The sequence below is a fragment of the Sphingobacterium sp. genome (assembly GCF_039596235.1).
GTDB lineage: Bacteria > Bacteroidota > Bacteroidia > Sphingobacteriales > Sphingobacteriaceae > Sphingobacterium.
In genome coordinates, this window is record NZ_JBCNKE010000011.1 from 211845 (window position 1) to 230981 (window position 19137).

The 19137-nt window shown below is 40.6% G+C and carries 13 protein-coding genes and 3 tRNA genes; 6 read left to right on the forward strand and 10 right to left on the reverse strand.

Annotated features, from left to right (window positions below; translation table 11 throughout):
* Positions 1-308: 308 nt before the first annotated feature.
* Positions 309-2372, forward strand: coding sequence for an ATP-binding protein (locus ABDW32_RS21255; protein ID WP_343565847.1), 2064 nt, complete (start codon positions 309-311; stop codon positions 2370-2372).
* A 150-nt stretch (positions 2373-2522) separates the two neighbouring features.
* Here the strand turns inward: ABDW32_RS21255 and ABDW32_RS21260 are convergent, their stop codons facing one another.
* The 6 genes from ABDW32_RS21260 to rocD form a co-directional block, all read right to left on the reverse strand.
* The gene (locus ABDW32_RS21260) at positions 2523-3602 is read right to left on the reverse strand and encodes a phytase (RefSeq protein WP_343565848.1); all 1080 of its coding nucleotides are present in this window, start codon (positions 3600-3602) and stop codon (positions 2523-2525) included.
* 10 nt (positions 3603-3612) lie between these two features.
* On the reverse strand, positions 3613-4875 hold the full coding sequence (locus tag ABDW32_RS21265; RefSeq protein WP_343565849.1) for a right-handed parallel beta-helix repeat-containing protein: 1263 nt from the start codon (positions 4873-4875) through the stop codon (positions 3613-3615).
* A 54-nt stretch (positions 4876-4929) separates the two neighbouring features.
* The gene (locus ABDW32_RS21270; RefSeq protein WP_343565850.1) at positions 4930-7713 is read right to left on the reverse strand and encodes a TonB-dependent receptor; all 2784 of its coding nucleotides are present in this window, start codon (positions 7711-7713) and stop codon (positions 4930-4932) included.
* A 206-nt stretch (positions 7714-7919) separates the two neighbouring features.
* Positions 7920-9542 carry a tetratricopeptide repeat protein gene (locus ABDW32_RS21275; protein ID WP_343565851.1) on the reverse strand — a complete coding sequence of 541 codons (1623 nt, stop codon included), beginning with the start codon at positions 9540-9542 and terminating at the stop codon, positions 7920-7922.
* A gap of 603 nt (positions 9543-10145) precedes the next feature.
* The gene (gene rocF, locus ABDW32_RS21280; RefSeq protein ID WP_343565852.1) at positions 10146-11117 is read right to left on the reverse strand and encodes an arginase; all 972 of its coding nucleotides are present in this window, start codon (positions 11115-11117) and stop codon (positions 10146-10148) included.
* Positions 11114-12379, reverse strand: coding sequence for an ornithine--oxo-acid transaminase (gene rocD, locus ABDW32_RS21285; RefSeq protein WP_343565853.1), 1266 nt, complete (start codon positions 12377-12379; stop codon positions 11114-11116). The genes rocF and rocD overlap by 4 nt, the downstream gene beginning before the upstream one ends.
* A 123-nt stretch (positions 12380-12502) precedes the next feature.
* Here rocD and ABDW32_RS21290 point away from each other — a divergent pair, with 123 nt between their 5' ends.
* A complete protein-coding gene (locus tag ABDW32_RS21290) occupies positions 12503-12955 on the forward strand; it encodes an Lrp/AsnC ligand binding domain-containing protein (protein WP_343565854.1) in 453 nt (150 codons plus the stop codon).
* Between the two features lie 64 nt (positions 12956-13019).
* Here the strand turns inward: ABDW32_RS21290 and ABDW32_RS21295 are convergent, their stop codons facing one another.
* The gene (locus ABDW32_RS21295) at positions 13020-13208 is read right to left on the reverse strand and encodes a hypothetical protein (RefSeq protein WP_077434186.1); all 189 of its coding nucleotides are present in this window, start codon (positions 13206-13208) and stop codon (positions 13020-13022) included.
* A gap of 206 nt (positions 13209-13414) precedes the next feature.
* Here ABDW32_RS21295 and ABDW32_RS21300 point away from each other — a divergent pair, with 206 nt between their 5' ends.
* The 3 genes from ABDW32_RS21300 to ABDW32_RS21310 all read left to right on the forward strand — a co-directional run bounded on the left by ABDW32_RS21300 (position 13415) and on the right by ABDW32_RS21310 (position 15914).
* Entirely contained in the window at positions 13415-13657 is a 243-nt protein-coding gene (locus ABDW32_RS21300; protein ID WP_077434188.1) for a hypothetical protein, read from the forward strand.
* A 99-nt stretch (positions 13658-13756) separates the two neighbouring features.
* Positions 13757-14416 (forward strand): NAD(P)H-binding protein, encoded by a 660-nt coding sequence (locus tag ABDW32_RS21305; RefSeq protein WP_343565855.1) that lies wholly within the window; start codon positions 13757-13759, stop codon positions 14414-14416.
* 85 nt (positions 14417-14501) lie between these two features.
* Positions 14502-15914: an alkaline phosphatase gene (locus ABDW32_RS21310; protein WP_343565856.1), complete on the forward strand. Its 1413-nt coding sequence runs from the start codon at positions 14502-14504 to the stop codon at positions 15912-15914.
* Positions 15915-15953: 39 nt separating this feature from the next.
* On the opposite strand, the gene ABDW32_RS21315 is transcribed toward ABDW32_RS21310, so the two are convergent.
* From ABDW32_RS21315 to ABDW32_RS21325, 3 genes are all read right to left on the reverse strand, one after another.
* Positions 15954-16026 (reverse strand) — tRNA-Thr (locus ABDW32_RS21315).
* 35 nt (positions 16027-16061) lie between these two features.
* Positions 16062-16134 (reverse strand) — tRNA-Thr (locus ABDW32_RS21320).
* A 36-nt stretch (positions 16135-16170) separates the two neighbouring features.
* Positions 16171-16243, reverse strand: a tRNA-Thr gene (locus ABDW32_RS21325).
* Between the two features lie 271 nt (positions 16244-16514).
* Between ABDW32_RS21325 and clpB the strand changes: the two genes are divergently transcribed.
* The gene (gene clpB, locus ABDW32_RS21330; protein WP_343565857.1) at positions 16515-19115 is read left to right on the forward strand and encodes an ATP-dependent chaperone ClpB; all 2601 of its coding nucleotides are present in this window, start codon (positions 16515-16517) and stop codon (positions 19113-19115) included.
* Positions 19116-19137 lie beyond the last annotated feature (22 nt).

The window sequence follows — 19137 nt, forward strand, 5'->3', positions numbered from 1 at the left end:
TAAAAATTATATTTCTTCTTTTAGCTGAATAGTATATCCCTATGGAGTACAGTTGCATTTTTATATCGAAAATATCCAGCAACCAATTGTACCTCCCACTTCACTCCATCAGCTGTCCAAAGCCGGCACAAGCTGAATAAAGGTACAAAAATCTATTCATTTAAATGATTTTATAAAGACATTCCTTTGGAACTTATCGCGGAATTAGGCAGTCAATGGTGCTAAATGCTATGGAAAGTATCCAAAGGAATTAGAAAGGGAACAATATTTGTTTTAAACTAAACAGCATTTTATTTTTTTGAAACTTTATGATCCGTTCCGACAAAGATATTTTAACCATACTCAGCGCCGCATCGGGAGCCTGTGCCATTTACGACAGCCCAGAATTTCATATATCCTATGCCAGTGCAAAAATGCTCAAACTGTGGAATTGTGACAAAACCGTCTTTGGACAACGCCTGGAAGATTATGTTCTACAGGACGGTCTCGGTGTTAATATGTCTAAATTAAAAGAGGTATGGTATAAACAGAAAAGTCTGCTCGAGGAAAATGTAGCCATTAAGCGTGATCCGCAAGGACAGTCCGGGATGTATACCTGCAACATAAAATACCAGCCACTTGTCAATACGGTAGGAGAAACCTATGGCATATATCACGAAATTACCATGATTCCCCATGATTTTCCGGTCACAGCACTGCCAGATGAAAAGAATACTATTGAACAAAAGCTACTTGAAGATTTATTGATTCCAAAATACAGTCTGGCAGGAAATATTCATGCGGTCACCAGCTTAAATAAATACCCCTTACCAGAAAAGGAAACTAAAAATCTAAACCAAAAGCTAAAAGCTGCACTAAAAAAAATCATCGAAAGTGAAGAGCATTATCATTTCGCATTGCAATCTGCCGAAATGGGTACATGGAATCTAGACTGCAAGAGTTACATTGTTCACTGGGATGAGCGTACACGTGAACTTTTTGGATTTTCTAAAGGGGAGACTGTTCCTTATAACGAGGTTTTACGTTATATACATCCTGAAGACCGGAACAGGATAGATCAAGAAGTCAAAAAATCATTGAGCTATCAGAATAAAGGTATTTATGATGTCCAGTTTCGTACCATTGGCGCCGAAGATCAAAAATTACGCTGGTTACATTGTAAAGGGAGAATGTATTTTGACCAAGACCAGCAACCCGAATGGTTTGCCGGAACATCCCTGGACATTACCCAACAGCGTCTAGAACGGGAAAAAATGGAGGCGATCAATAATCTAATTGCAAAGAAAGATCAAGAATTTAGAATGATTGTGGAGGCTGCAGGAATAGGAATCTTCTCCCTTGATCTTGAATCCAGGAAAATGGAACTTAATGACCAATGCCGCGAGCTTTTTGGATTTGATCAGGATCGAGAGATACAGGAAATTGATTTCTTCACGCAGATCCTGCCCCAGTACCGGGACAAGGTCCGGCATATCTTTAAGGAGGTCGTAACCAAACAATCCCCATTTGATTGTCAATGTGAAATCGAAGATAAAAAAACAGGCAAAACAAAATGGCTTCGGTCTGTTGGGGGTGGACAACTATCGATCGACTCAAATCGACAGATTATATACGGAGCAATATTTGATACTACCAACGAGAAAGAACAGGAAAGAAAAAAACTGGACTTTATCAGTATCGCAAGTCATGAATTGAAGACCCCGTTGACTTCGCTGATTGCCTATATACAACTTTTACTTGCAAGAGAGCAGTCACTCAGTTCGGAAAAACGGCTACAATATCTCCATCAGTCGAATGAGCAGGCTACACGTATGCGTGCGTTGATCGAAGGATTCCTGAATGTATCTCAGCTCAATGAGGGGAAATTAGTGCTGCACAAAAATACATTTCGCATCCATGCGCTAATCGATTATATCCGGAACATCTATTCCTTAAAACCTGTCAAGCATTTTATCCATTATACTGGAGCGACACAGTCCAAACAGGAAATTATCGCTGATCGCGATAAGATCGAACAGGTTATCATTAATTTTATCGACAACGCAATTAAATACGCTCCAAACAATTCAACCATTATCATGAACGTCTTAGTGGATAATGACAATTTCATTGTAAAAGTCAGCGACCAGGGAAAAGGGATCAGTGATAAGCACCAAAAGCAGATTTTTAATAAATTCTTTCGTGTCAACGACTCAACGGATAATTATGCATCTGGATTCGGAATCGGACTATTTATCTGTCGAGAAATTATCCAAAAACATCAGGGAAAAATTGGTGTGGACAGCACGCTAGGCGAAGGTTCGACATTTTGGTTTAAGATCCCGGTTTATTCCCGAGAATCAGCTAGTACAACTAGCTATAAGACATTTTAAACAAGATGGATAAGGCTTCACTTTTGCTGTACTTGCAGCGGAAATCCGGAATCATCAAAAAATAACAGCCGTAGGCATTTTCCTAACAAAGGCAACAGCTGTAAGATTGTAATACAGCTGTTGCTTCAGCTATTGCCAGTCTTCCCTACACTATTTCTTTTTCAATTGCTGCCCCGCAATATCTTCCCAACGGTAATAATGAAAAGTCTTGTCATCACTCATGGCAACAAATAAACCGTGCTTAAATGTATCATTTAGGTACGAAGACACGACATCTGAGCCATCACTTTGCGTGGCCATTACTGGTACAGTTCTCAAATGGACATGTTCAAATGGATTTGTCTTTGTACCTTCTCGGCTAAAAATCTGAAAGCGGTTAGCTCCCTGATCGGACACCAAAATATAACCGGTACTATCCGTCAGTTTGTAAATAGAAATCCCCTCATGATCTTCTTTGAAACCTGCTGTTGCAAACAAGGCCAACTGCTGATTTCCCTTTTTGGGATCCGCATAATACTGCTTCACGCCCACCTGTTCATCCGAATAGTAGATATAACCAAGTTCATTGTCTACCGCGATAGCTTCAATTTCTTTCTTTCCACTAAATGACCCAAACTTACGGACCAAAGTAGCATTCACAGCACCGGTACCGTTATCCGTCAAAAGATATTGGCCCAAGTAACCCTCTTTGGGTCCATTTTTACGTCCTACAATGGCATAAATTTCCCCTTTCGGTGAGGTATAAAGTGCTATTCCCATCAGATCTCTGAATTCGGGTTGGCTCTCCCCTTCAAACATATCCAGTCCCCCCTGATCGATGGGTTTCATATCTGGCAGCGAGAATACGCGCAACTTATGCGTCATCCGCTCTGTTGTCACCGCAATATCGACTGGCTTTCCGCCAAGGATTAAACCGTAAGCGACATCCACATTATTGGGCCGCTTTAAGTTTGGAACCACCTTGTCTTTGATGATTTTACCTTGCAAATCGTATACAAATAAAGCACCATCCGCATCTTTATCTGTTGCAATAACTAGACTCTTTCCTGGCTCAGTTTTATTGATCCAAATCGCCGGATCATCGGAATCATAACGCACCGATTCGGTGACAAAAACAGGTTTAACAGAGTCCGTTGAAAGCGTATTTGTTTTTGGGTTATTACACGAGACTTGCAGTAATGTCGATGCTGTCAAGCCAAAAAATAGTATTGTTTTTAAAGTTTTTTTCATGTTGGGTTTGTTAAAATTTGGCACCAAAAGCACCGACATACATGGCGGGTTTCGGAGAACTGTAGGATAATCCATTGGATAGTGTCAATCCGTCTATAAAATGTGGTTTGAATGCTAACGTACCAGCTTTCAAAGCGGGAGAATTCCCTTGTAGGTGGAAATCCCAAACTGCATTAAACGCATAGTTATCACCGGGAGTTTCTAATGGATAGTTCACAAATTTGGGGTTGTTCTCTCCTGCCAATTTGCCCCTGATATCATTAGTACCTTCAACGATATCATTCTTTCCTACCTGAAATTGATCCACTGTCAATTGGTCATAGCCATAATACCAATTGTTGCTTGACAACGAGCGCTTATCTTCTGGCTTTTTGGGATCGCGTTTTACGCCAAATCGCGTATTGGCGAACAGATTATTGTAAACTTCCGCTTTCACAGAGGCCTCTAACCAAACCGAACCACCTTTTGCAGTCGGCCGGCGCCAGCCCGTATTCAGCATGGTATTGTTATAAACGATGATATGGGCCTGTGGTATCCGGTCTCCTGAATTGGACAGCTTTAAGGCATTGGTATTAACACTGTAGACCAGATTGTAGGCGACATCAGCGAGGCAACCTGATTTAAAGTTCATGGCTTCCCCTCCTGTCACACCATTCGAGAAGAAACGATTATTGGCAAAGATAATCCTGCCGCCTTCGATATAGGTACAATCTTCATGAAAATGGCTGATTGTACTATTTTGAACGATCAACTTCCCATCGATATTGGAAAACCATAATGCTGGTAGTGCTTCACCCGCCGCCTTTTTATACAATCCCATTTTTACAGACATTGATGCATCTGAAGTTACCGCTCCCCCATATTCGATAATGGTATGGTCCAAAACTAACTCCTGACAACTAGGTGCCGCTAAAATACCGCCCCAAAGTTTTCCAAATTCATTGGTATTGGATTTGTATTTATCTTCTACGGTAAATTTCACGGGATTTTCAGCTGTACCTAAAGAGTAGAGATTGCCCAATACCACAATTTCAGCTTTACCAACAGAGTCCATTAGTACAGTCACTCCCTCTTCAATAGTCAGTGATTTTCCTTCGGGAATAATAATATCGCCTTTAATATGCTGGATACTCCCCTTACTCCAAACGCCGGAAACTTCACCGATGGCAGTACCATTGGCATCAGAAGTATCCACATCAATATTCGCCTTTTCACAGCTGCCAAACAATGCAACAGAAAGTGATATCAACAATAAAATAATGTTATTTTTCATCAGTATATTTTATGATGAGCATGCGCTCGATTTGTTTAATTTATGCTCACTAACTTATTTATTCAGACTATAGCGTAGACCCAGCACATAATTCTGACCATATACGTCCTTACGAATAAGTGTATTGCCGCCTTGCGCCAATTTCTCCATAATCTTATCATTTTCAGGATTCGTCCCCTTCACATAGAGTTCCATTGGTGTATTTAAGATATTATTCGCTTTGGCGAAGATTGCCCATCCCCCGTTGAATTTCTTTTCCACAGAAGCATCAAGCTGGATAAATCCCTTTTGCCATAAATCATTATTCAAAAACTGGGAAACTGTGTTGATGCGAGATCCCGTATAAGATCCTGCAAGCTGTCCTTCCCATCCCTTATTAGTGTCTTTATACAGTAGGGATAAATTGGCTATATGGGCTGCCTGCCCATAAAGAGGACGGGTTTGATCTAAGAAGATCGGATCAGGATCCTGGGTAACTTCGTTGGTCTTACGGGACATCTTCGTTGTGGTGATGCGCGAATGTGTGTAAGTATAATTTGCTTTAACACCAAATTTTTGAATATACTTGATGTAATCAACCTCTAAACCGAAGTTTTTAGCTGTACCAAAATTACCGGGCATGTAATATACATCCTGTCTGCGGACCTCATCAGGTTGAAACGTGTATTCAATCGGATTTTTTATCTTTTTATAAAACATACCCACCAGAAATTGTGAAGAAGCTTCGGGGAATAATTCGTAGCGTAGGTCAAAATTATCCGCCAATGCATGCTTTAAATCGGGATTCCCTTTCTCCATAAACTCCTCATTTACGACACTCGATGGAACAAGTTCATAAAAACCGGGACGATTTAAAGCTCGATAATAAGCTGCATGAAGTTGTTGCTTTTTGTCCAAATGGTATTTAATTGTTAAACTCGGCAACCATTCGGTATATATCTGGGATCCTTCCGGCCTTTTCTCGCCAGCAGGAAACAGTAATGTATATCCCTGATTCGTATGCTCCATACGTATACCACCGATCATTTGAAATTTATCGTTCTCATAATTGAACATACCATACACTGCCGTCGTTTTTTCATCAGCATTGTACGTCAATGCATTGGCCACTGCACCTGTTGCATTACTGACGGTCAACTTTAGATCCGTATATTTCTGAAAATCAACTCCATATTTATACTTCGCCTCATCAGAAATAGGCGAAAGATTATAATTGTTGTAGAAACTGCTCCGTTGCTTATCTCGATATAAACCACCTGTGGAAATCTCCAGTTTGTTTTCTGACATCGGAACTTTGTAAGCAAGATCCCAATAACCTGCCCGATCTTCATCAGTATTACGTTCCCAACGATAGGTCACAGGTGATTTGTTTACCAGAGAAGTGCGTCTGCGTATAAAATTTTCTTCTACTCCATCTAAGCTAATCGTTGTATTTTGTGGCAATTCATTAAGGGCGGAGGAAAACACACCCGACCAACGAAAATTCAACCGCTTATCCAAAAATTGATGATCGCCCTGAAGATTGCCATTGTAGATCTGTTGTTGTGTTTTTCTGCTACGGGTCACATAAGTCAGCTCTGACTTACCAATGCTGGGATCGTATTGTCCATTGTAAATGGTATTGACTGCATCACGCAATTGGAGGTTATTTAAATTCACATACATTTGATAAAAACTCAACCGATGGTTTGGGTTGAATCGATAATCAATTTTATTATGTAATCCCAAGCGTTGTTGTTGTTCGTCATATTGCCGATCACTCTGTTCAGTAATGACGGCATTGGGATTGATATCTACGACAGCAGATTTGTAAAAAATAGAATGGCTGCCCCGATGCAGATTTTGATAGCTCGCTCCTACGACAAAACCCAACTTATCATCTAAATACCGATTGCCGATCGTAATATTGCCAATAAAATCTGGTGTTGGCTTTTTAGATGTATAATCCAATGTCCCTTTATCAAAATCAGCAGAAGTCGCGTTATAATTTTTTCCATACAGTTCATAAGGAGATTTTGACGGAGTCCCCGCCGAAGAGAAACTACCAAAATCCCGATTAAAATACCGTTGACTATATCCCGAAGCGAAGTTTGCCTGAAATAATAATTTACGTGGCGCGGATTTCATTACCATATTCACAATACCACCAATGGCATCAGCCTCCATATTTGGCGTCAAGGATTTGTATATTTCCAATCGTTCCAACATATCCGAAGGAAATAGATCCAAGGGCACATAGCGGTATTTATTGTCTGGGCTGGGAACTTTCACTCCATTAACCAATGTCGTATTATAACGTTTGTCCATTCCCCTTAAAATAGCGTACTGTCCTTCGCCATTTGAATTACGTTCTATTGAAACACCCGACACACGTTGCACAACATTTGCTACTGTAATATCTGGAGAGACCTCAATCGACCTTGCCGATACCACATTCATAATTTGTGAGGCATTCTTTTCTAATCGCCGGGCACTTGGATCATCATCACCGCCATTACGTCTGCCTTTGACAGTCACCTCCATTAGGGTCTGTTCACTCGAAGTAAGCTGAAAAGTAAAATGAGGCGTATTTTCTTTTTCAATTTCAATTTCGCTGATCAATTCGCCATAGGCCACATGGCGAATATGAATTTTAGCTGTACCTGCAGCCAGTCCCTTGAATTCGAATGAACCATCCAATTGTGTCTTTGTCGACAAGCCACTTTGTTCGAGCAAGACGGTAGCACCGACAATGGCTTCCCCTGTTTGTGCGTCCAGTACTTTTCCCTTGATCTTGGTCGCATAAGCGGCGCTGATCGAAATACTGGAAGCAAGCAATACCGTTAAAACGTTTTTCATTTTTAATAGATTATTATGAATCTCTGATTGTTGCCGCAAATATGAAAACCACTGGCAGATTCACAAAATATTTGGCGTTACAAGAAAGAAACAAGCCAAAACCTGTACTATACACAAGGGAAACACAAAACCACAACCAACTGAAAGAAAGCTTATTAACAATGAAATAAACGCCATTAAAGTTAGGTTACCCTTGTGTTAAAAAATTATGAAATACGTATCAAATATCCTGCGAGATCCTCGCCCTGTTCCAATTTTAGTTTTTTCCTTAACCGATGCCGGGCCACCCGAAGGCTATCTTGTGATATCCCCAACAGGATCGCGATGTCTATATTGTTGAGATTAATTTTTAGCAATGCGATCAGGCGCATGTCGGCGGCGGTCAGATCAGGAAATAGCTTGATCAGTTTTTCAAAGAAACTATGATGTACGCGTTCAAATGTCCCCATAAACTCTTTCCAATGGATGCCTTGCGTGATATGTTCACTGATCTGTTGTACCAGCCGTTGCATAGGCTTCTTTTGATCCCGTCGATCGTCTTTGACCAGGACTTTCAATTCGTCTCGAAGTTCTTCCAGAAATTGATTACTGCGGATAAGGTTGAGTGTATGGGATGTGAGTTCTCTTTCCTTCAGCGTTAACTCCTGTTTGAGCTGCTTATCTTCCAACAACTGATTTTTGAGTGCTATTTCGGCTAGTTCACGCTCCACTTCCTGCTTTCGCGATTCGGCAATCTGGGTTTTGATCCTTATTTTCTGCCGACTATAAAGTACGTATGAAAGTACACTCAACAGGATCAGTACCACAATCGTTCCGAATAGCAAAATTGAATTTATCCGTTTGTTTGTCTGTAATTTTTCTATTTCCTCTGTTTTTTGGTTCATATCATATAGCGCCTGAAAGAAAGCCGTGTGCCGTGCCCCATCTACACTGTAAAGCTCCAGTACCAGTTTGCGACTTCGCTCAGCATAGAAATACGCGCTATCCAGCTGTCCATATAGCGCATATGTTTTACTGAGATCTTTTGTTGTTGACGCCATTTGATAGATATCCCCAAGACTTTCCGCCAAGCGAAAAGCCAGTTGGGTCAATTGGATACTTTCAGGATATTTATTAGTTTTCCTAAAAATATCCCCCATATTATTGATCACCACGATCTTTCCATAGTTATCCTGTGTTTCCTGATATAAATCCTTGGCTTTTGCAAAATGAGCATACGCACTATCATATTTCCCCAGATCTTCATAGATGCTACCCAAATTTTCATGGATCTTAGCTTCACCGTTATGGTTTGCCTGTTCGCGATAGATCATTAAAGCCTGATTTTGATAAACAAATGCCGAATCATAGTGCCCCTCTTTTTCAAAAAGATGGCCTATATTCCCTAGCACAGATGCTTCACCATTACGATTATTTTCAGCTTTGAATGTGTGTAGAGCCTTGTTAAAGTATTCCTTCGCCAATTGATGTTGCTTGTTGAAAATATTGAGTTCGCCAATATCGCTCCAGTTGGATCCCAGTGCTTGTTTTGCCTCAAGCTGCGTATAAATTCGATCTGCCTGGAAATAATAGTCCTGTGCTTGAGCGTAATGTCCTTGATTTACACATAACCAACCGATGGCCTGTAGACAATTTCCCTGTAGCAGCAGATCATGGTCATTGACAGCCTTTGCATACCGTTTTTTTACCTGGACGATCGCTGAATCCGGATAATTTTGACTTAATATCCGGATCTCTTTAAATGAATCGGCTTGTGCAACAGTCAGCTGTGGAAAAAACAATAATGCCAAAAAGCTGATCAAAAATATAGTCGTGTAAGAAATCCTCATTTGCAGTAAATAATCGCTGTGTAAAATTAAGAGTTAACATGTTAAGAGAATATTAAATCAGATGAAACTTAATATAAGATTAGGAACTCGCATTGAGTTAAAGCATCTTTTCTTTGCTTATTCATTGCTATTTCTTTGCCGTTTCTTTGGTGTTTGTTTGCCGTTTGCGTGCCCTTTCTTTGCTATTTGTTTGCTATTTGTTTGCTATTTGTTTGCTATTTGTTTGCTATTTGTTTGCTATTTAAGCAAAGAATCACCAACGAAAAACCAAACAATTAGCCTTCAATATGCCTTGTTGGGGGCATGTTGGTTCAATGAAGCCCCTACCATGTACGAAAAAACTATCCAAAAAAGCATACTGATTGAAAATTGAGCTATTGAAAATAAGTTATAAGAGATTTTATCCCAAAAAGCAAAAAATTAAGGGGTATCCGATCCTCATATCGGACACCCCTCAGTGTCTATTGATTTAGCATATTTAATACAAAGTATGCAGCTGCGTTTCTTTTTCTTGTATTTAAAATGTCGTCAATCTATTCAGAAAAAGCTGGTTTAAGCCAAAGAAATTACAAACAATCAGTCACTAAATAAATCAAAATAGTGCTACAGATTACCAGCAGATTTGAGTTCGATCAGTGGTGTTATGCGTTCCAAAATATCAAACGCAACTTCCGCCATCTTATTTCCTTTATTGTCCAACAAAGGGTTTACTTCGACGATTTCCAAACAGCTTACTTTTCCAGATCGTATAATTTCTTCCAATATAAGGACGATTTCCTTTGGCATAAAGCCCTTGGGAACAGGCGTTCCGGTACCATCTGAAATCAATTCGCTATCCATGCTATCCACGTCAAAAGAGATATAAATCATATCACAGTTCTGCAAACCGAGCAATGCTTCGGTTACACAGTCCCCAATGCCCCGTTGGCGAATTTCTTCGACCCGATAATTTTTTATTCCCAAACGCTCAATCAAAAGATCCTCAGGTTTCTCGGTATCTCTAACTCCAAAATAAATTAAACTCGTTGGTTGTATTTTTTCGGCCGGACCAGCAATGCGCTTCAGTTTATTCCAAAATTCCAGCGTGGACTGATCGATTTCATTAATTTTACAAGTCAGATTATCTTCATTCAACATAGCTGCCAAAGGCATACCATGCATATTGCCCGAAGGTGTCGTATAGGGTGAATGAATATCTGCATGTGCATCAACCCAAATCACACCCAGTTTTTTATCCGGATAAGCCGATTTTATGCCACTGATCGTTCCCATCGCTGAGGAATGATCGCCAGAAAATACCAAAGGAAAATTACCCGCCGAAAGGCTATCCTCCACAGTGGAGGCCACCTGCTTACATTGTTCGTAGATCTGTTGGATATGTTTACCAAAAGGATGGTTGTCATTTTGATAAATGGAGCTATTTCGTGTAGGCACATCCACAAAGGGATAATTAATGAAATACTGGCTTCCTTTGTTAATCGCAGCAATCTCGATCGCATCTATGCCTAAGTCGGAACCTCTTGTACCGGCACCAATATCGGATCTGTTTTTGATCAATTCAATCATTTTCTTCATGATTCAATCATATTAGTCAACGATCGTTCGATTATCTCCAGACAACTGTCAATCTGACTTTCTGTAATGACCAAAGGTGGCGCTAAGCGAATCTTGTTGCCATGAGTAGGTTTGGCCAAAAGACCATTTTCTTTAAATCTCAAGCAAATATTCCAAGCCAAATCACTTTCTTCACTAGCATTGATCACAATGGCAGTCAATAAACCTTTCCCCCTGACTTCGGTGATCATATCCGATTTAGCCGCTATCTTTCGCAGTCCCTCCAAAAATAGATCCCCCATTTTACGGGCATTATTGATCAGATCTTCATCCAGTATAACCTGTAGCGCCTCCATTGCTACTGCACAAGCCAGTGGATTACCACCGTAGGTAGAGCCATGCTCCCCCGGTTTGATACATAACATAATAGCATCGTCTGCCAATACCGCTGAGACAGGTAAAACACCACCGGATAGCGCCTTACCCAATATCAATACATCCGGTTTACTTGCACTGTTCACATCATCAATGGCATAAGAAGCCAACATGCTTCCGGTTCTTGCGATACCTGTCTGAATTTCATCTGCAATAAAGAGCACATTATAGGCTGTACACAACTGACGTACACGTTTCAAATAGTCTGCATCCGGGACAACAATTCCCGCTTCCCCCTGAATCGGCTCAACAATAAAACCGCCGATATTTTTATCCTGTTTGAACAAACGTTCCAATGCTTCGATATCATTGTAGGGTACCAATGCAATTCCATCCACAAAAGGGCCGAAATCGTTGGTTGCTGTTGTATCATTTGAAGCGGATATCACCGAAATGGTACGTCCATGAAAATTATCTTTGGCAAAAACTATTTTAGCTTGATTCGCTGCAATACCTTTGACTTGATAGGCCCATTTACGGCAAATCTTCATTGCTGTTTCAACAGCTTCTACTCCTGAATTCATAACCAAAGCCTTATCGAAGCCGAATAGCTTGCAGATCATTTCCTCAAAGTCACCAAGTTTGTTATTATAGAAAGCACGCGAAGTCAACGTCAACTTTTGAGCTTGATCGGTCAAGGCAGCAATAATACGTGGGTGACAATGTCCCTGATTGACTGCTGAATATGCTGAAAGGAAATCAAAATAAGATTTACCATCAACATCCCATACCATCACTCCTTCTGCCCGCTCCAACACGACTGGCAAGGGATGATAATTGTGTGCTCCATATTTCTCTTCCTTGGCAATAAATGCCGCTCCGTTTCCTTGTTTAGATACCATACTCATAATTTGGATTTTATTTCAAATAATAACAAATATACAATTTTTACTATTTTTAAGATAAAATAATGGAATTTAACACTAAATTAGCATTAAAATATTAAAATTAACTTTTAAACCTACATAACAATGAACGGCATAGACGAATTTGACCTTAAAATTTTAAAATACCTGGATGCGGATGGCCGAATGGCATATTCTGCTATCGCAACGGCATTAGGCGTATCCAATACCATGATCCATCAACGTATCAATCGTCTCATGGAGCAAGGGATATTAACAGGTATAAAACCTGTATTGGATGAAAAAAGATTAGGTTATGATTGGGGGGCTTTTACGGGCCTGAGTCTGGAAAAAGATCATGATTCAAGTCGCATCATTTCGGAATTGAAAAAGATCCCTGAAGTCACCGAATGTTATTACATCACTGGGAACTACACCTTATATGTCAAAATTATTGCCCGGAACCACGAACATATGCGCCAGTTGCTCTATGAAAAAATCGATAGCATTCCAGGCATTGCAAAGACCGATTCACTGATCGAGTTGGGATGTGCCTTTAAACGCAATATTATTCTTTAACAACGCAATAGCAAATACGATCGGTCTTGAATCTCCAATAGGCAACAGGGGATTCACGATCGCGCTATTGTTTTCCGATATTTGCCAGCTCCTCCTCGGTCCAATAAATCAGTTCCCGCAATACAAACACGTTTTCATAGCTTCCCAATCCATCGATATAATCCCATAGATTGCCCTCAACTTTAACCGGCCTACCATGGTGCAATATATCGTACCCACTATCCAACCAATTTTGTATCTGCTCTTTATCCATCTTTATATGATCTTATTGTTAATACTTATTTAATAACGATTCCCTCAAATATAAGGCATTTTTACGAGGGAAATAAGTGTCCGCATAAGAAAATTTAAATTCAACATTTTATAGAAAAACAACCTTTCCCTGATAAGTTTTCACGTTGAAATCACTGATTTTAGGATTAAATAAAGTATATTCGTATAAAACCAAATTATATAATTATGGCAGATTTCTTCTATGTGGGTTATGAAGGCGAAGATGAATTACTTGAACTTGTGGCTGTATCGACCATCCAATCCTTACTCTATTTTCAGGACGCCGATCAGGAAGATTTTACAACAATAAAAACCTCCATTGATCAAAATTTCATTGTCGAGGAAGATCTAATTACCGTGGCAGAGACCCTACGCCTGGATCAGTCTATTGTACGTTTTACTCCCGGAAAACCAAATTACAAAGATTAGAGACACTAAGGTAAAAACTCTATTTATCAATCCCCTATTGCCATCCTGATTATCAGGGATGCGCCATAGGTTTTTGCTGTAAACAAAAAAATAAATGACATGAGAGCAGTTTTAATAGGTGGTTCTGGTGCAACTGGAAAAGTACTTGTTCAGGAGTTATTAAAATCATCCGATTTCACCGAGGTCGTTCTCCTCTTGCGCCGAAAGGCGTTTGAGGAACATCCCAAATTAAAGCAGATCATTGTAGACTTCGACAGATTACAGGAATTCGAACAGGAAATTCGCGGCGAGGTTGCTTTTTCTTGCCTGGGTACTACACGTAAAGATGCCGGTAGTAAAGATGCCCAATGGAAAGTGGATCATGACCTCAATCTGCAATTTGCAGCGTTTGCTAAGAAAAATGAAATCCCTTGTTTTGTATTACTTTCAGCAGTCAACGCAAATGTTGAATCGAAGATCTTCTACAATCGAATGAAAGGAAGCCTGGAGCAACATGTTAAAGCGCTAGATTTCGGGCAACTTATTATTGTACAGCCAGGAGGCTTGATCCGTCCCCATACGGATCGCTTGGGTGAAAAGATCGGTATAAACGCATTACGCGCTTTTAATCGTATCGGTCTTTTTAAGACCTATGAAGCACTTCCTGTTACTACGGTCGCCAAGGCGATGATACAGTCCATTCATACCCGCAAAGAACGCATTAATATCATTTCAGTAGAAGATATCAAACAGCTTTCAGAAACTGCCGACCAACAGTAACATGAAAAGTATTCATAACACTGAATTAACAATAAACTAATCCGGGCTTATTAATTTGCCGTCATTTATTTTATTTATCACACTAATGAAAAAACGCTTTTTATTCCTTTTCCTCTTTGCTTTTATTTACGTATTTCCAGCTTTTAGCCAACAAGCGAAGTACATCTTTTATCTGATCGGTGACGGAATGGGACTTAATCAAGTCAATCTGACCGAAATACACCGTGCGGAACTCCAACAAAAAAACAGCACAGTACCTTTGGTTTTCACGCAATTTCCCTACGTAGGTTTTGCCTCCACCAACTCCCAATCTAACGGTGTCACCGATTCTGGCGCCGGCGGTACAGCACTTGCCGTAGGCAAAAAGACAAAGAATGGTGTTATCGGAATGGACAGCACCGGAACCGTACCGCACAAAAGTATCGCTTATGCAGCCAAAGAAAAAGGAAAGAAAGTCGGTATCATCACAAGTGTGAGCATAGATCATGCTACCCCCGCATCGTTTTATGCCCATCAGCCTGACCGCGACATGTACTACGAAATCGGAAAAGAAATCATCAGCTCCAATTTTGACTTCTTTGGCGGATCCAATTTCCTAAAACCCGAAACAACTTTCGATAAACAACCAGCGCCTTCCCTTTTTCCACTATTTGAAAAAGCAGGCTATAAAATTATAAAGGGAAAAGAAGCCTATACGCAACATTCTGGTAAATCTGACAAAATTATCCTGATGAATACAGATGGAACTGCTACGGATGCATTAAAATATGCCATAGACCAAAAACCATCCGATCTGAAACTCGCAGATATTACCGCTGCAGCGATCCAATCTCTGGGACAAAACAATAAAAACGGCTTTTTTTTGATGATTGAAGGCGGAAAAATAGATTGGGCCTGCCATGCTAACGATGCGGCCACAACAATTCAGGAAGTATTGGACTTTAATTCAGCCGCAGAACTTGTCTATGAATTCTATAAGAAACACCCCAAAGAAACCCTCATTGTCGTCACTGCAGATCATGAAACTGGCGGACTGGGCATCGGTAATGGCAGTTCTACTTTAAGAACAAAGTTGCTGGCCAACCAAAAATTATCACATGCAGCGCTTTCAAATGAAATCGGCAACCTCCGCAAAAACAAAGCAAACGCCTCTTGGGATGACCTGAAAAACCTGCTTTCGACAAACACAGGTTTATATGATCAGGTAAAAGTCAATGCGGCGGATGACAAATCGCTAAAAGAAGCCTACCAAAGGAGTTTCGTCGATCATCAGAATGAGACCGCAAAAAGTTTGTATGCGAGTGATGATAAAATCGCTGCTTTAACTATCGCTATACTGAACCGTATGGGCTCTATTGCCTGGGCTTCCAACAACCATTCAGCTGCCTATGCTCCTGTTTACGCCATTGGTGCTGGTGCTGAGTTGTTCAATCAGAAAATGGATAATACCGATATACCAAAGAAAATAGCACAAGCCGCAAAGCTAAACTTAGACTAAAAACAAAAAATCCCCAGGAAATTCCTGGGGATTTTTTTGAGCCTCTTATCGGGATCGAACCAATGACCTACTGATTACAAGTCAGTTGCTCTACCAGCTGAGCTAAAGAGGCTTTCTAAATGAATTTTAATGAGTATCGCTCAAAAGAGCCTCTTATCGGGATCGAACCAATGACCTACTGATTACAAGTCAGTTGCTCTACCAGCTGAGCTAAAGAGGCTTTTTAAAGAAGTTTAATGAGTATCGCTCAATAAAGAGCCTCTTATCGGGATCGAACCAATGACCTACTGATTACAAGTCAGTTGCTCTACCAGCTGAGCTAAAGAGGCTTTTACTTCTTTTCAATCTTCAAACGACCTCCGTTTTAAGATGCTGCAAATATCGAAAGCCTAAATCAAAAATGCAAGCCCCGCACAATAATTTTTACCTGCTTTTAGGCCAATTATTTAAAAATCAACCGTATTATTTTTAAATAATGAAAATTTGTCATGATTCAATAAATATTAATGCCATTTTTTCCGAAATACCGCACAAAACCCGAATGGCATTTCAATTGTTATATCCATACATATCAACAAAACTTTAATTAAGCGATACAGAATGAACTTTAACAATTACACAATCAAGGCCCAAGAGGCAATACAAAAAGCTTCGGAGATAGCCGCTGGAAATCAGCAACAGGCCATCGAAACAGCACATATACTAAAAGCATTACTTACTGTAGATGAAAATGTTGTCAGTCACCTATTAAAGAAATTGAACGTCAACATCTCCTACCTTGGTACAGAGCTTGACAAACAAATCGAAAGCTTCCCCAAAGTAAGCGGAAGTAACATCTATCTGAGCAGCGATGCAAATAACGCCTTGCAAAAAGCACAGGGATATCTCAAAGAATTTAACGACGAATTTGTATCTGTCGAGCATCTCCTATTGGGAATATTGGCAACATCAGACAAAACATCCTCCTTATTAAAGTCACAAGGGGTAACGGAAAAAGATCTAAAGACAGCCATTAAAGAATTACGGGGCAATAGCCGTGTCACCGACCAAAATGCGGAAGCAACTTACAACGCGCTTGGAAAATATGCGCGTAACTTAAATGAATATGCAGAATCTGGTAAATTAGACCCTGTAATCGGTCGTGATGAGGAGATCAGGCGCGTCATGCAGATTCTCTCACGCCGTACCAAAAACAACCCCATACTTGTGGGTGAACCGGGTGTTGGTAAGACTGCTATTGCGGAGGGAATTGCCTATCGGATTATCAAAGGTGATGCGCCCGAAAACCTCAAAACCAAGATTGTATTTTCACTGGACATGGGAGCCCTGGTTGCTGGAGCTAAATATAAAGGTGAATTTGAGGAACGTTTGAAAGCTGTTGTCAAGGAAGTCACAGATTCCAATGGTGAGATTATCCTCTTTATTGATGAGATCCACACCTTAGTTGGTGCTGGAGGCGGTGAAGGCGCCATGGATGCCGCAAATATCCTGAAACCTGCCCTTGCAAGAGGTGAACTACGTGCCATCGGTGCGACCACACTCAATGAATACCAAAAATACTTTGAAAAAGACAAAGCGCTGGAACGCAGATTCCAAAAGGTAATGGTCGAAGAACCAGACACACAGGATGCAATTTCCATTCTGCGGGGACTGAAAGAACGATATGAAACACATCATAAAGTACGTATCCTAGATGAGTCTATCATCGCAGCGGTGGAATTATCGCAACGTTATATCGCCGACCGTTTTCTACCGGATAAAGCTATTGACTTAATTGACGAAGCTGCATCCAAATTACGGCTGGAGATGGATTCTGTTCCAGAAGCCGTAGATGAATTGGAACGTCGTATTATGCAATTGGAGATTGAACGCGAGGCACTGAAACGTGAAAATGATGACAAAAAGGTACAGGAACTTTCAGAAAGCATTGCCAACTTATCCGCAGAACGCGACAACTTAAGAGCTTCCTGGCAAGCGGAAAAAAGTTTAGTGGACAATGTAAACCAAGAAATTGAAAATATTGAAAACTATAAGCTTGAAGCCGAACAGGCCGAACGCTCCGGTGATTATGGCAAAGTAGCCGAATTGCGTTACGGACGAATCAAAGAAGCACAGGAAAAAGTAGAAAAGCTCAAAGCTGAACTAGCAGAAAAACAAGACAGCAAACGTATGCTCAAGGAAGAGGTCACATCCGAAGATATCGCTGATGTTGTTGCCAAATGGACAGGAATACCAGTGAGCAAGATGATTCAGTCTGAACGGGAAAAACTGTTGAACCTGGAAGAAGAACTTCACAAACGGGTGGCGGGTCAAAATGAGGCCATTGAAGCGATCTCTGATGCAATTCGGCGTTCAAGGGCTGGATTGAATGATGCAAAACGCCCAATAGGTTCCTTCATTTTCCTTGGTACAACCGGTGTTGGAAAAACTGAGCTCGCAAAAGCCCTGGCTGAATTTTTATTCGATGACGAACAGTCCATGGTGCGTATTGATATGTCCGAATATCAGGAAAGACATGCCGTATCCCGTTTGATCGGCGCGCCTCCAGGATATGTGGGTTATGACGAAGGGGGGCAGCTTACAGAAGCTGTACGCAGACATCCATATTCGGTTGTATTACTGGATGAAATCGAAAAAGCGCATCCCGATGTATTTAATATTTTGCTACAGGTACTGGATGATGGTCACCTTACCGACAACAAAGGACGTACAGTCAACTTTAAGAACACCATCATTATCATGACCTCCAATACGGGATCGCATATTATTCAGGAGAATTTTAGCCGTTTGGATGATGATAATAAAGAGGAGATCATTGCAAGGACCCGTACTGAAGTATTTGACCTGCTCAAACAGTCTATACGTCCAGAGTTTCTGAATCGTATCGACGAAGTTATTATGTTTACGCCATTGAGCAGAGATGAGATTGGTGATATTGTGCGACTTCAGTTTTCGCATGTCCAAAAACAACTGGCTGAGCAAAATATCTTTATCACAGCCTCAGATGAGGCAATGGATTGGTTGGCACAGCTCGGATACGATCCAATCTATGGCGCCAGACCGTTGAAACGTGTCATTCAAAAACGTATTCTGAATGAGCTTTCCAAAGAAATTTTATCTGGCAGAGTCAGTCGCGATTCCATTATCCGGCTGGATGTATTCGATGGAAAATTCGTCTTTATCAATAAACAGGAAAATTAATCATAGCATGTTTAATAAGTAT